The organism is Pedobacter sp. ok626, assembly GCF_900100435.1.
In the GTDB taxonomy this organism is placed as follows: domain Bacteria; phylum Bacteroidota; class Bacteroidia; order Sphingobacteriales; family Sphingobacteriaceae; genus Pedobacter.
In genome coordinates, this window is the sequence record NZ_FNEX01000015.1 from 62,169 (window position 1) to 76,179 (window position 14,011).

At 38.3% G+C, this 14,011-nt stretch carries 11 protein-coding genes and 1 tRNA gene; 8 read left to right on the forward strand and 4 right to left on the reverse strand.

All coding sequences use genetic code 11. From position 1 onward, the window contains the following. The first annotated feature begins 11 nt into the window (after window positions 1-11). Both BLS35_RS19605 and BLS35_RS19610 read left to right on the forward strand, forming a co-directional pair. On the forward strand, window positions 12-2,336 hold the full coding sequence (locus tag BLS35_RS19605) for a patatin-like phospholipase family protein (RefSeq protein WP_254778976.1): 2,325 nt from the start codon (window positions 12-14) through the stop codon (window positions 2,334-2,336). Further along, entirely contained in the window at window positions 2,333-2,863 is a 531-nt protein-coding gene (locus BLS35_RS19610) for a hypothetical protein (RefSeq protein WP_090784488.1), read from the forward strand. Before BLS35_RS19605 ends, BLS35_RS19610 begins: the two co-directional genes overlap by 4 nt. Here the strand turns inward: BLS35_RS19610 and BLS35_RS19615 are convergent. Then, the gene (locus BLS35_RS19615) at window positions 2,860-5,253 is read right to left on the reverse strand and encodes a translocation and assembly module lipoprotein TamL (protein WP_090784490.1); all 2,394 of its coding nucleotides are present in this window, start codon (window positions 5,251-5,253) and stop codon (window positions 2,860-2,862) included. The two genes, BLS35_RS19610 and BLS35_RS19615, sit on opposite strands and share 4 nt — an antisense overlap. Between BLS35_RS19615 and BLS35_RS19620 the strand changes: the two genes are divergently transcribed. The 3 genes from BLS35_RS19620 (at window position 5,244) to BLS35_RS19630 (ending at window position 6,323) form a co-directional block, all read left to right on the forward strand. After that, window positions 5,244-5,993 carry a TrmH family RNA methyltransferase gene (locus BLS35_RS19620; protein WP_090784492.1) on the forward strand — a complete coding sequence of 250 codons (750 nt, stop codon included), beginning with the start codon at window positions 5,244-5,246 and terminating at the stop codon, window positions 5,991-5,993. The two genes, BLS35_RS19615 and BLS35_RS19620, sit on opposite strands and share 10 nt — an antisense overlap. A gap of 49 nt (window positions 5,994-6,042) precedes the next feature. Further along, window positions 6,043-6,116, forward strand: a tRNA-Cys gene (locus BLS35_RS19625). A 33-nt stretch (window positions 6,117-6,149) separates the two neighbouring features. Next, window positions 6,150-6,323: a spore protein gene (locus BLS35_RS19630; RefSeq protein ID WP_090784493.1), complete on the forward strand. Its 174-nt coding sequence runs from the start codon at window positions 6,150-6,152 to the stop codon at window positions 6,321-6,323. Between the two features lie 80 nt (window positions 6,324-6,403). Here BLS35_RS19630 and BLS35_RS19635 read toward each other — a convergent pair whose 3' ends face one another. Further along, entirely contained in the window at window positions 6,404-7,438 is a 1,035-nt protein-coding gene (locus BLS35_RS19635; protein WP_090784495.1) for a quinone-dependent dihydroorotate dehydrogenase, read from the reverse strand. A 157-nt stretch (window positions 7,439-7,595) separates the two neighbouring features. Between BLS35_RS19635 and BLS35_RS19640 the strand changes: the two genes are divergently transcribed. The 3 genes from BLS35_RS19640 to BLS35_RS19650 are packed head-to-tail and all read left to right on the forward strand — an operon-like array spanning window position 7,596 to window position 11,356. Beyond that, the gene (locus tag BLS35_RS19640; RefSeq protein ID WP_090784497.1) at window positions 7,596-9,512 is read left to right on the forward strand and encodes an ABC-F family ATP-binding cassette domain-containing protein; all 1,917 of its coding nucleotides are present in this window, start codon (window positions 7,596-7,598) and stop codon (window positions 9,510-9,512) included. Further along, complete coding sequence (locus tag BLS35_RS19645) at window positions 9,509-10,777, forward strand: type IX secretion system plug protein (RefSeq protein ID WP_090784499.1); 1,269 nt, start codon at window positions 9,509-9,511, stop codon at window positions 10,775-10,777. The genes BLS35_RS19640 and BLS35_RS19645 overlap by 4 nt, the downstream gene beginning before the upstream one ends. Before the next feature lie 57 nt (window positions 10,778-10,834). Continuing rightward, window positions 10,835-11,356, forward strand: coding sequence for an acyl-CoA thioesterase (locus tag BLS35_RS19650; RefSeq protein WP_090784503.1), 522 nt, complete (start codon window positions 10,835-10,837; stop codon window positions 11,354-11,356). Between the two features lie 11 nt (window positions 11,357-11,367). Here BLS35_RS19650 and BLS35_RS19655 read toward each other — a convergent pair whose 3' ends face one another. Continuing rightward, window positions 11,368-11,772 carry an EVE domain-containing protein gene (locus BLS35_RS19655; RefSeq protein ID WP_090784505.1) on the reverse strand — a complete coding sequence of 135 codons (405 nt, stop codon included), beginning with the start codon at window positions 11,770-11,772 and terminating at the stop codon, window positions 11,368-11,370. A gap of 68 nt (window positions 11,773-11,840) precedes the next feature. After that, window positions 11,841-14,009, reverse strand: a complete 2,169-nt coding sequence (locus BLS35_RS19660) for a cation:proton antiporter (RefSeq protein WP_090784508.1) — start codon at window positions 14,007-14,009, stop codon at window positions 11,841-11,843. Window positions 14,010-14,011 lie beyond the last annotated feature (2 nt).

Below are 14,011 nucleotides of genomic sequence, written 5' to 3' on the forward strand. Positions count from 1 at the left end.
ATTTTTAGGATGTGACCATATTAAAAACACTCCTAACCATTACCCTGGCCTTTTTGACATTTCATAGTCATGCTCAAAAGGTGGGATTGGTATTGAGTGGTGGTGGCGCCAAGGGGATTGCCCATATTGGAACCCTAAAAGCGCTAGAAGAAAACAATATTCCAATCGATTACATTACCGGCACTTCTATGGGCGGAATAGTAGGTGCCATGTATGCAGCCGGCTACTCTCCCAGCCAAATAGAGCAGGTGGCCTTAAGCCCCGAATTTCAGGATTGGGTAAGCGGTAGATTTAGTAGTGACTACAGCTTCTTTTTCCAGAAAAAACCTTTAAACCCATCTGTTGTAACGGCAAAACTATTAGTGGATACAGGGCTACGCCTAAGTTTTAGATCCAATCTGATCAATGACATCCCATTAAATTTCGCGTTGCTGGAACTCTTTTCTCAAGCATCGGCCATCTCTAAAGACAATTTCGACAACCTATTTATCCCCTACCGCTGTATGGTTTCTGATATTTTATCTCAAACCAGCATTACGGTTAAAAAAGGCAGTTTAGCCGAAGCGGTAAGAGGAACAATGGCAGTACCATTGATATATCGCCCTATAAAACTCGAGGACAAATATGTTGTTGACGGCGGACTGTACAATAATTTCCCGGCTGATGTTATGAAAAAGGAATTCAATCCTGACGTCATGATCGGTGCCAATGTTTCAGCTAAAAATCACAGTGAATATCCAAAGAATGGTGATGATCGGTTAATGAATAGGTTGATGAGATTCATGTTCCTGGCCAAATCAGACTCCACACTTATTGGCGAAAATGGTGTTTATATCCAGCCAGAGGTTAAGGATTATACCCCAAGTAATTTTACCCCAGTACAAGCGCTAATAAAGCAGGGATATGATGCCACAATGGCCAATATGGCACAGATTAAAAAGAAAATAAAAAGACGGGTGAGTATTAATGACCTTATGGCTAGAAGAAATCAGTTTAACAGTAAAAAGCCTGATCTGATTTTCAACAGCGTAACGGTAAATGGCGTAAATACACAGCAAAAAAAATATATAGAACGACTTTTTAAACGTGATCAAGCTACTTTTAATCTGAGTGACATTAAACAAGGCTATTACAAACTGGTTGCTGATGAAACCTTTGAAACAATTTACCCTAAAATATCTTATGACCCGGTATTAGACAATTTTAATTTTGAAATACTTGCTCATCCAAAAAAGAGTGTAAAAATAGATTTCGGAGGGAACATCTCCAGCAGACCAATTAGCAATGTTTTTTTAGGCATACAATACAACTTCCTGGATAGGAAAGCATACGCCTTCGGTGTGAATCTCTATTCAGGGCGTTTTTACGAATCTGTTCAACTCACAAGTCGTGTAGATTTCCCTTCACGTTTACCTTTGTTTCTTGGTGCCGATATAACCTATAACCACTTTAATTATTACGAGACGAGCTCCATATTTATCGAAAACCCACACCCGACTTATATAGAGCAGTCGGACAGAAAAATTGACCTTAAAATGGGTATACCATTGAATAGAAATGCCCGGATTACATTGAGCACAGCTTTTATCAACAATAATGATAACTATAGTCCAAACAATACTTTTTCTGTTGGGAATGTACTTGAAAAAACAATCTTAAATGGTTCGAGATCTAGTTTATCATTCGAACAAAATACCCTTAACAGAAAGCAGTATGCCAATAAAGGCCGTAATTTTTTATTTAGCTTCAATTATTTCTTTGGTCGGGAAAGTTATACCCCAGGCAATATCAATGAGACTCCAGCTTTGCTGGAACCGCTAAAAGTTGGTGTAAACAAGCTATTCAGGCAGTGGATAAATCTAAAAATGACTGAAGAGAACTACTTTTTAAAGTTTGGAAAATACACATTGGGTTATCAGGCTGAAGCGGTGTATTCTAATCAACCCCTCTTCTCTAATTACTATTCGACTTTATTAGCAGCACCTGCATTTTACCCACTGCAAGACAGTCGATCGATATTTTTAGAGAACTTTAGGGCGACAAGTTACCTTGCCGGAGGGCTTAAAAACGTATATAGCCTCAAAAAAAGTTTGGACCTCCGTGTGGAGGGCTACATCTTTCTACCCTACCGGGAGTTTGAAAAAGTTGGCTTCCAAGGCGTAGCCCATAAAAATGCATTTAGCAATTGGCATTATGCAGGCACTGCGGGCTTCGTTTATCATACTCCATTGGGCCCAATAAGCCTTAGCTATAATTTATACGATGACCCAATAAAAAGAAACGGCGTTTTATTACATTTGGGGTACTTAATTTACAATAAACGATCTTTAGAATGAGACAAATTTATTTATTGCTCCTGCTTGTGGTATTCAGTGGTACGGCCTTTGCCCAAAAAGCAGACATTAATAATTTCGTAGTTAAAGAGAGCTTGCTCAAAAACAGCAAACTTGCCATTATAGCTGCTGATTCTTTAGACAATCCGCTCGAAAAAATAAATGGCACTTATACTTTTACCGTAAGTGGATTTAGCCAACCTGTAAACTTTCATGATGGTGTAGCCATCCTACCTTTACAGCTGGAACGCTCCGCATTTGTATACATCAAACACCAAAATGATTCAGGCACACATAGTAAACTGCTTTACGTTTATAAAAAAGATGGGGATCTAAATCCTTATGCCATTAATAGCATGTGGTTGGTCATTATCCCTGCGCTAATTGTATTTTTCGCCTTTGCCTTTAGAAAATTTATCACAATAGCAGTGATCCTTTTAGTGATCTATATTTATTTCAATCATAGCAATGGATTAAACCTATCCACCTTTTTTGAAACTATATTTGATGGATTAAAAAGCATGTTTTAAAAAGGCATTCCAATACCAAAATTGTATTGTATAAAGCGATAAGTATCTGGAGAGTTGGCTATATTATAAGCATCTCTAAAGGCTTTTCCGCCCGTCAGAAACTTGCTGATCACCCATTGATCAGCACCTGTAAATTGTGGGTCTTTAAGCTTCAATCCCACGTCAAACCTAAATACAAAATATTGCACATCATACCTAAAACCTGTACCTGTACCCAAGGCAATCTGTTTGCCAAATGATTTAAGATCAAATCGTGATGCTGATGACCCGCTTGCGACATTCCAAACATTTCCTGCATCTAAAAAAACAGCTCCTTTAAGTTTGGCACCAAAAAATTTATTCAGCAGTTTATACCTATACTCAAGATTTGCTTCAATATGCATTTCTCCAGTCTGGTCAAAGCCATAAAGTATTTTACGTTGGTTTTCATCTGGAAGGGCGATCGCTCTGTTGTAATTTCCAGGGCCCAAAGTCCTGGCTTGCCACGCTCTTACCCCACTCGATCCACCTGCGTAAAACAATTTCTCGAACGGAATGCCTGTTACAGAGGAATTACCATAAGCATAAGCCATACCTGCATTTATCCTGGCTACAAATTGTTTATCCCCACCAAGCCCTTTGTACCAGCGAACATCAATCTCAGGACGCACATACTGATTAAATGGAACCCCAAATATAGTTGAAGAACCTAGCGAATCTACCTTTGTATGGAACAGTTTTGATACCCCTTGCAACATGTTACCAGCCAAATCCATGTCTCCCCTGAAGTAAATAAAGTTTCCATTAGTCAATAGTTTTTCGGCATTCAAAGTGTATGCATATTTGATACCCAATGTTACGTTCTTCCTTTCCAACAATATTAGGTTTACTAAATTATCCTTGATTATTGGGAAGTTCACATTCGAGGTATCAAACTGATTAAAGAGTAAGCCCCCAAAACGGTACTCAAAGTTTAATGGGGTTACCGTATGGAATTTAGACTTCGTTTCACGAAACTCATAAGCAACTGAAGTCAGGATCACTTTACGTTGAAAAAAGTCCTTCTGTAAGGCGTAGACATAACTGGCAGAGAAAATGGTATGCGGCATCCCACCCCTATTTGGTTTGGACCGCATAAAAGGAATCATCAAACGAGGAACAGTTAAATTTGTACTCACCGAAAAGTCGCGCTGATAAATCTCGCTAAAGATAGGCCCTTGCCCCAACCAGGCTTGTAAACCACCCTTTATCTGAAACTCGAATTTCTCTGCTCCTCTAAAAAGATTATTATTGGTATAGGTATTACTCAAAGTAAAACCAATCGTCCCTCCATTAAAAGGGACTTCCCCTTCAATCCTATTGCTCATCACCTTTTGCGGAATCAGATGAATTACAGGATCTACTGTGCCTGCGCTATCATTAGGCTTTTTATAGTCAATTTTAACGTTCTTAAAAACATTCAACTCATACATACGATCGTATGTTAAATTTTCGTTCCCAATGTCGTATTGTTGCCCTGGGTGCAAAAAATTATACCTGCTGATGGGGTTTCTTCGAAATTTCCCAGAGAGGTCGGTATACCTTACGCCCTTATAAATTCTAGGGTTCATTTTTATGGAATCCGACGGAAAACCATCAGAATTTGGTGCGATAATAATATTCATCTCGCCCAATTTGTACTGTAAATGTCTTGGCTTATCTACAGGATTATCTATAATCATGGTGACATTCGCTTTACTGGCATTTAAGTTTGAATCCACAGAGAATTTGACATACGGACGTGAAAAATCAAAATACCCATTTTGTTTCATCATCAGATACACCTGATCCCGCTCATAAGCTAAAGAGTCATCATCGTAACGCTTCCCTTCTTTTAAATGGCTATATTCGGCCTTATGCGATAAATACAATTCCTTAATTTTCTCATCCGGAATTTCATAATTAATCTTATTCACAGAAAATGCCGTCCCGGTATCAGCTTCAAAAAAAACTTCGGCGCGTTTATTTTTAACCTTTATATCAGATTTAACTTTTGCATTAAAATACCCTTTGCTCATTAGAAATTTTTCGATCTGGTTACGCGAAATTTCAACCAATGTGCTGTCTAAAATTGGGGGTGGTGTACCCAAAGGTTTAACATTATTTTTCTTATAGCGCCCATCTTTAGTATTAAAAACATTATAAATCAAAACATTGACACCAAGCTTAGATGTCGGTCTGATGTCCTTTTGTATATAATTGAGTGCTTCTTCTTGCAATGCCTTCGGAATACTATCTATCTCTACCTTTTTTACGATAGATTGGTAGTCTTCGATATACTTTGTTGATGAACATGCTGTAACAAAAACAATAATAAATAGTAATATTGCACGAAACAGAACATTTTTTTTATAATCGTGGTATGCTTTCAAAATCTCAGATAAGTTTTATAAAATCGTTACATCAAAAAAAGTACCGCAAAGAAAACGGAATATTCATTATTGAAGGTATAAAATCTATTGAAGAATTTATCCAATCCAACTACCAAATACACAGTATTTATTACCTGGCACAATACCATTCTTTACTACCTACTTTACCAGCAAATATAAAGTTATTTGAAGTAAACAACGCCGAACTGGATAAGATTAGTACTTTACAAACTCCACAGGGGATATTAGCATTAGTAAACATTCCAAAGCCGCCTGTATTAAACCTGGTCGACTTAAAAAACTCCTTTACATTGGTATTGGATGGTGTTCAGGATCCTGGTAATATGGGAACCATTATCCGTACTGCGGATTGGTTTGGTTTTAAACATATCGTCTGCTCAAATAATTGCGTAGAAGTCTACAATCCTAAAACGGTACAAGCTACGATGGGTTCCCTGAGCAGGGTAAATATTTATTATGAAGAGCTCCCTTTAGTCCTAAAAAACATAAAAATGCCAATATTTGGGGCTGTTTTAGACGGAAAAAGCATGTATAAAACTGACTGGGGCAATGAAGGATTAGTGATTTTGGGTAATGAAGGGCAGGGAATCAGCCCTGAGGTGATAAAATTAATTACAAATCCGGTAACCATTCCACGCACTGGAGGCGCTGAGTCTTTGAACGTTGCGATATCCGCTGCAATATTGTGTGCAGATATTAGCAGAAATTTTCAGAAATAAATTGCATCCTAATATATAATTACTATTTTTGCAACCTGAAATTTAATAAGGTCGAGTGGCCGAGTGGCTAGGCAGAGGTCTGCAAAACCTCCTACAGCGGTTCGAATCCGCTCTCGACCTCCAAGTTTTATTAATAAATAAATAAAAAAGATTGACATGGCAGTTACCAGATTAAAAAGAAAAGACAGAAGAAATAAAACTTTCGCAAAATTAGATGTAAAATTCTTAAAATTAGCGACTAACATTGAGTTGGGTAGCAGATCAAGACAATCTACTAAAGATCAATTGGCTAAAAACAACGCTGTATTAGCTCAATTAGCAAAAGCATAATTTTCTTTTAGAAAACGAATAAAAAAAGCTCATCTGCAAAACAGATGAGCTTTTTTTATTGACTCTATTTTTTGAGTTGGTTACTTCTTCACCAACTCCTTACAAATCCTTTTAACGATACCAGGACCTTCATAAATGAAGCCTGTATACAATTGAACTAAAGACGCACCTGCATCTAGTTTATCCTGCGCATCTTTTGGAGAATGAATCCCCCCTACTCCTATAATAGGAAATGCTTTATTCGATTTATCTGATAAATACTTAATCACCTCGGTAGAACGCACAGTTAAAGGCTTACCACTTAAACCACCGGCTTCAGTACTGATCTTCTCAGGCGATTTTAAGCCACTCTTATCAATCGTAGTATTGGTAGCAATAACTCCGGCAATTCCAGTCTGCATTACAATCTCCACAATATCATCCAATTGCTCATTGGTTAGATCAGGTGCAATCTTTAACAGTATAGGTCTTGAAATGTCGTTCTTCTTATTTCGTTGCTGCAAAGTGTTTAAAAGATTCATTAACGGCCCCTTTTCCTGCAACTCTCTTAACCCTGGTGTATTTGGAGAACTCACATTGACTACAAAATAATCAACCACATCAAACAGGCGGTCGAAACATTTAATGTAATCACTCACAGCATCCTCATTCGGTGTATTTTTATTTTTACCGATGTTGCCACCTACTACAATATCGCTATCCTTGCTTCTCAAAAGTCTTAACCTTTCCGCAAGTGTATCCACACCCTTATTGTTGAAACCCATCCTATTGATCAGGGCACTATCTTCTTCCAAACGGAACATCCTAGGCTTATCATTACCAGGCTGTGGCAAAGGAGTTACGGTACCCACTTCTATAAAACCAAAACCCAGATTGCTTAATGCCTCTATGTATTCACCATTTTTATCAAAGCCAGCTGCTAGTCCTACCGGGTTCTTAAATTTAATTCCAAAAACCTCACGTTCTAATCCTTTAATGTTGACATCAAAACTGCTGCGCAAAATGGTTTTTCCTAGTGGAAAATGATCGTGAAACCATTTCAACCTTTTTACAACAAAATAGTGGACTTTTTCGGGGTCGAACTGGAAAAATATAGGCTTAATTAACTGATACATGGCGCGAAGATAAGCAACGTTTTGATGTATCACAAAAGTACAGCTTCCATGTTTTTGTATAATATTTCACAACTATGGCAAAAAAACAATACAATTCTGCTATTGCCCTTGCTAAACACCCACAAATTTGGTCGTAAAGTTGTACTTTTGCAGCCAAATGATTTCTATAAACGACTTAACATTCCTGCTGGGCTCTAGGGCATTATACGATGAAGCAGACTGGCATATTAAACCAGGAGAGAGAATTGGACTTATTGGTGCCAATGGAACGGGAAAATCTACCTTACTAAAAATAATTGTTGGCGAATACGCACCTTCTTCGGGTTCGATCTCTATGTCGAAAGACTTGAAAATCGGTTACCTAAATCAGGATTTACTTTCTTACGATTCACACCATAGTATTTTGCATGTAGCAATGGAGGCTTTTGAACGCCAAAACCAATTACATGATGAGATTGAAGAACTATTAAAAAAAATTGAAACAGATTATTCTGAAGAAGTTTTAAATAAACTGAGCGATAAGCAACAGGAGTTTGAGGCTTTAGATGGATATAGTATCGAATATAGAGCAAATGAGATTTTGGCAGGTTTGGGTTTTAGCACCCAGGACCAGCATAGGCCGCTAAACACCTTTTCTGGAGGTTGGCGGATGCGCGTAATGCTTGCAAAGATCCTTTTACAAACTCCTGATATCCTATTGCTGGATGAGCCAACCAACCACATGGATTTACCTTCCATTAAATGGTTAGAGACTTACCTGCTTAGTTTTGAAGGCGCTATCGTAATCGTTTCTCACGATAGGTACTTCTTAGATAAAGTGGTCAATAAAATTGTAGAATCCCGCAAAGGAAAATTAACGCCATATGCAGGTAACTACACCTTCTATTTAGAGGAAAAAGCTTTACGAGGCGAAATCCAAAAAGGAGAGTTTAAAAACCAACAGGCCAAGATTAAGCAGGAAGAAAAATTAATTGAGCGTTTCAGAGCCAAGGCATCAAAAGCTAAAATGGCACAATCAAGGATAAAAGCCTTGGATAAACTAGAGCGCGTAGAGGATGTGGATGACGATAACCCAACGGTTAACTTCCAGTTTAAATTCTCTAAACCATCAGGTCGTCATGTGATCCGCATCGATGAAGCGAACAAAAGTTATCCTAACATTGAAATTCTGAGAAATGCTGATGGTTTGATCGAAAAAGGCGATAAAATTGCTTTAATTGGTGCCAACGGTAAAGGTAAATCTACTTTACTAAGGATTATTGCCGGTGCTGAAGGATTTGATGGAAAATGTGAAACAGGTCACAATGTAACGACTACCTTCTTTGCACAACATCAATTGGAGTCACTTCACCTTGAAAACACTATTTTAGAAGAACTACAGGCTTTTGCGCCTAAGCATACTGACACAGAGCTTCGTGGTATTTTAGGTTGTTTCCTTTTTACAGGTGATGACGTTTTCAAAAAGATCAAAGTGCTTTCGGGAGGTGAAAAATCAAGGGTGGCCCTGGCTAAGTCTTTAACGACAGATTCTAACTTCCTAATTCTGGATGAGCCTACCAACCACTTGGACATACAATCTGTAAATATCCTGATTCAGGCCTTAACACAATATGAAGGTACTTTTATAGCGGTATCTCACGATAGGTATTTCTTAGATAACGTAGCCAATAAAATCTGGTTTATCGAAGATAAAGACATAAAAGAATATCCTGGTACTTACGCGGAGTATGAAGAATGGAATGCCAAGAGGGTACAACCAGTTGCCACGAGTATCCCGGTAAAACAGGAGAAAGAGGTAAAGCCTAAGGTTGAGGAAAAAGCAGCTCCAAATGCTCAGCAACAGCTTAAAAAGTTAAATGATCAATTGCAAAAAATTGAGCAGGAAATTACTGCTTTTGAGCAGAGCGTAGAAACCATTGAAGCAAAAATTGCTGATGAGGATGTTTATTCAAATTCTGCGAAACTAGCTGAAGCCAATAAAGAATATGCTGCAGCCAAATTGTTGCTGGATAATGCACACAAAAATTGGGAAGAGCTCGCTTCGAAAATCATGGAATTAGAACTAAGTCAATGATAAAACGGATAGGATTGTTCTTTTTGCTTGTATGCAGCATTCAAATTGCAAAGGCACAAAACCAGCAGTTTGTTTACGACAATAAAGTGTACCTGCCACAAATCAAAACTGTGCAGTGTTACAATGCTAAAAAAGAACAATCCATCCCAATCATTACCTTAAAATCAAATGAGCAGCTCATCTTCTCCTTTGATGATCTGAATGGAAGTAGTAAGATTTACTGGTACACAGTAGAGCATTGTACATCGGATTGGAAATCTTCGCGTCTCTCTCCTATCGATTACCTGGATGGCATATCTGAAGACCGGATAAACGATTACAAGTATTCTTTCAATACGCTTCAAAAATATACTCATTACCAAATTCTCCTACCTAATTACCAGATTAAGCCTAAAATTTCGGGCAATTACCTGCTAAAGGTATATGAGGATGGTAACCAACAGAAACCTGTAATCTCTCAGCGTTTTTACGTGGTAGAGAATCTGGTTGATGTAGGTGTAGAAGTTGTCGCAAGCTCACAGGTTCCGCTACGTTTTAGCAACCAGAAGGTTAATTTTACTATTTTCCATAAAACACCGATCCAAAACCCATACAATGACCTGAAGGCCATAGTGATGCAAAACGGCATTCCTCAAACGGCCATTTTAAATACTAAGCCAACTTTTATAAAACCGGGCTCATTGGTCTACAATGACCTTTTATCGAATGATTTTCCCGCAGGCAATCAGTTTAGAAAGTTCGACATCCGTAGCTTACGTTTTAAGGCAGAGAACGTACAAAACATCATCAGAGACACAGTAATTGATGTGGTATTGTTTCAGGATGTGAATACGAACAAACCTAAATACACCAATCTTGTTGACGAGAATGGTAATTTCTTTATTCGCAATACAGAAGGCAGGGATAACAATACCGACGCTGATTATGCCAATGTTTACTTTACGCTAAATGCAACTCCACCCAATGCCAATGGCGATGCTTATGTGGTAGGTCGCTTTAATAATTATGTATTGGATGAAAGCAGTAAAATGACTTTTGAACCTGCTAAAAGAAGATTTTTTGGGAAAAACTTATTAAAACAGGGCTTGTACGATTACAAATACATTTGGCTTGACAAGGCGACAGGAAAAATTGATCCTGCCATTTTTGAAGGCTCCTATTTTGAAACAGCCAATACTTACCAGGTGTTTGCTTACTACAGAAAACCGGGTGCAAGATGGGAAGAACTGATTGGTTACAGCAATGTAAACACTTTAAGAAAATAGTTTCTATTCATCCTTCCTACGGATGTCTATTCAATTTTAATTACTTTTGCAGAAATTATGAGTACAAAATTAAAAAGCCCAAAAGACTCTTTCACCATTATGAATGAGTTGGTATTGCCGAATGATACGAATACCCTTAACAACTTAATGGGAGGAAGATTGCTCCACTGGATGGATATTGCCGCGGCCATTTCTGCTCAGAAACATTGTAATCGCATTGTAGTTACTGCATCGGTTGATAACGTTTCGTTTAAGCAGCCAATTAAATTAGGTGATGTAATCACAATTGAAGCTAAAGTAACTCGTGCATTTAATACCTCTGTTGAAGTGAGACTAGATGTGTGGGCTGAGAATATCCCATCAGGTTCCAGAGCTAAATCTAACGAAGCTTATTATACATTTGTGGCGGTAGACCAGAGTGGAAGAACTATCCCAGTTCCGGAATTGATACCGGAAACTGATGAAGAAAAAGAACTGTTTGCCGGAGCTTTAAGAAGAAGACAATTGCGCTTAATATTAGGTGGAAAAATGAAGCCTAATGATGCTGTAGAGCTAAAAGCCCTATTTTTCCCAGAATAAGCTAAAAAAAATTAGCTTCCCATTTCAAGGATTTTATCAAATTCTTCAGCTTTCAATGGCATAACAGAAAGACGTCCCTGGCGAACTAAAGAAATATCTTTTAAGCTTTCCTCAGCTTTAATCTGCTCTAGGCTTACCGGATTTTTAAGGGCTTCGACAGGGGCCAAATCTACCACTACCCAGTTCGCATCGTCAGTAGTCGGATCCTGATAAAACTCTTTTACAACTTTAGCAATACCTACTACATTTTTGCCTTCATTGCTGTGGTAAAACAAAACCAGATCACCTTCCTTCATGGCTTTCAGATTGTTACGTGCCTGATAATTACGAACACCATCCCAAAAGGTACGTTTGTCTTCGTTAAATTTAGTCCAACTGTATTTAAAAGGCTCACTTTTGACCAACCAATGATTCATCTGTATATTTTTTGTTTTGAATGCCAAAGCTAACAAAACCTAAATAATCTACACAATTACAATCCAATCTATTTACTTTTGAAAAGCCCTCTCACAAAGCGTCCGGCTTTTCCAATTACACCAAACTGTTCGGTAATCGTTTCGATCAAATGGCTATCAGCCTGTTCGATATTGCCCATATTAATACCAGCTTCCAGCTGTTTAGGATACAATACGATCAAACTTTGTTCAACAAAATAGTTAGATAAATAATAAGGAAGCTTGTTCATTTGGGAAACATAGGAATCATGACCTTTACGCGATGACACAATGATAAACAGGTCATTCAGCTTTAATTCCCTGCTGAAAATCAGAAAGTCGTCCCAATTGCTGAATTCAGTAAATTTCACTTTAATCACACCAATGCTTCTTTCTATAACTTTTAATACCGCATCATTGGTAGCCAACGTACCATAGAAATTAACAGGTATGCCAGCTTCTTTCGCAATCATCATCAGTTTTTTCAGCCAGTGCAAAAACCCGGGTTCAGTCTCCGCATTAGGCGGCATAGCCACCACAATCCTCTTAAAAGTGTTTAGCGGTTGGGTCGGCTTATAAATGTAGATCGTTTCGTAAATCTTTTTAATGATGTTTTCGGCCTTGGTACCCAAAAAAGTATGTTGATCTGCTTTTTTATGCATTCCGATTACAATATCACCAATGCTATGTTCCTTGATGGTATACACAATTCCGTTACTGATACTCGAATCATACCTGGTTATTGGGATAATACTATTTTCAGAAGCTGCTGCATGCGCAATAGCCTTGGCAATGATTTTCTTTGAAGTTCCTGTATGCTGACTGGCAGCAATTTCATCGTCTATTACATTTAATCCATATATAGAAGTATCGTTCTTTTTAGACTTCAGCATAATTCCAAAATCCACCAATTGCGTAACCATATCAGGGTAAGCTAGGGACACCAGTATTTTCTCATTTACCTGTTCATTTGCGGTATTTGTTTCTTCCTGATCCTGATCAAGGGCCAGTTTCTTCGATGCTCCTTCAACTACAAAAGAACTCACCCCGCAGCTTACCAGGATCAACAAGATGGTACCATTCAGCACGTCTTCATTCAAAAGCCTGATAGGCTCACCGGAAGCCGTCTCCCCTGTTATAATGTTATAGCCGACCAAGATAATGGCTAAAGTTGCAGCGGCATGAGAAGAGCTCAATCCGAAGATCATGGTGCCCTCAGTCTTAGTTAGCTTAAATATTCTTTGTGTTAACCAGGCTGCCAGGTATTTGGTTGCAAGCGCAACAACCAGGATAACCCCGGCCACCTTCAAAGCCCCCCAACCTTTAACCAGTACCGTAACATCAACCAGCATCCCTACACTGATTAGGAAAAATGGGATAAACAAGGCGTTACCAACAAAGTCTATCCTATTCATTAAAGGAGAGCTATGTGGCACAAATTTATTGAGTACAAGTCCCGAGAAAAACGCACCAATAATCGCTTCAATCCCCGCAGCTTCAGCCAAAAATGAAGCGAGGAAAACCATTGCCAGCACAAAGATATATTGGGAGATACTGTCATCAAAACGCTTAAAAAACCACCTGATTACAATGGGGAATACAGCAAAAACTATAGCTACAAAAATGAGGGTCGACACACCAAGTTGAACCCAGAAAGCCGAAGAAACATCTTCTTTTGTCATACCTGCAATCCCTGCGAGAATAAGTAAGGCCAGGATATCCGTAATCATCGTCCCACCAACGGTCATACTTACAGCTCTGTTTCTGATAACGCCATATTTACTGGCAATGGGATAGGAAACCAGCGTATGGGTAGAAAACATACTAGCCAGTAATAATGACGACAAAAAGCCGTAACCCAATATATAATAACTGGCCAGAGAGCCAAATACCAATGGGAATATAAATGTGAGTAAGCCAAATACTAAAATCCGTTTCCTGTTCTTTTTAAACTCGGCCAGATCGATTTCCAAACCAGCAAGAAACATGATATACAGCAGTCCTACGGTACCAAACAAAACGATGCTACTGTCCCTTTTGAGCAGATTTAAACCGTAAGGTCCTACAATTACCCCCGCTACAATTAATCCAATAATATGAGGGACTTTTATCTTGTTGAAAATTATAGGGGCAAATAAAATGATAAACAAAACCAGCGAAAAAATGATAACCGGATTTTGCAATGGTAAAGAAAAATCTAATGAAGACAATAAAGTCATAA

What these genes read in the sequence shown, in the direction of transcription:
- BLS35_RS19610 (WP_090784488.1), top strand. Translation starts at nt 2,333, where the DNA reads ATGAGACAAATTTATTTATTGCTCCTGCTTGTGGTATTCAGTGGTACG.
- BLS35_RS19620 (WP_090784492.1), top strand. Translation starts at nt 5,244, where the DNA reads ATGCTTTCAAAATCTCAGATAAGTTTTATAAAATCGTTACATCAAAAA.
- BLS35_RS19630 (WP_090784493.1), top strand. Translation starts at nt 6,150, where the DNA reads ATGGCAGTTACCAGATTAAAAAGAAAAGACAGAAGAAATAAAACTTTC.
- BLS35_RS19635 (WP_090784495.1), bottom strand. Translation starts at nt 7,438, where the DNA reads ATGTATCAGTTAATTAAGCCTATATTTTTCCAGTTCGACCCCGAAAAA.
- BLS35_RS19640 (WP_090784497.1), top strand. Translation starts at nt 7,596, where the DNA reads ATGATTTCTATAAACGACTTAACATTCCTGCTGGGCTCTAGGGCATTA.
- BLS35_RS19645 (WP_090784499.1), top strand. Translation starts at nt 9,509, where the DNA reads ATGATAAAACGGATAGGATTGTTCTTTTTGCTTGTATGCAGCATTCAA.
- BLS35_RS19650 (WP_090784503.1), top strand. Translation starts at nt 10,835, where the DNA reads ATGAGTACAAAATTAAAAAGCCCAAAAGACTCTTTCACCATTATGAAT.
- BLS35_RS19655 (WP_090784505.1), bottom strand. Translation starts at nt 11,772, where the DNA reads ATGAATCATTGGTTGGTCAAAAGTGAGCCTTTTAAATACAGTTGGACT.
- BLS35_RS19660 (WP_090784508.1), bottom strand. Translation starts at nt 14,009, where the DNA reads ATGACTTTATTGTCTTCATTAGATTTTTCTTTACCATTGCAAAATCCG.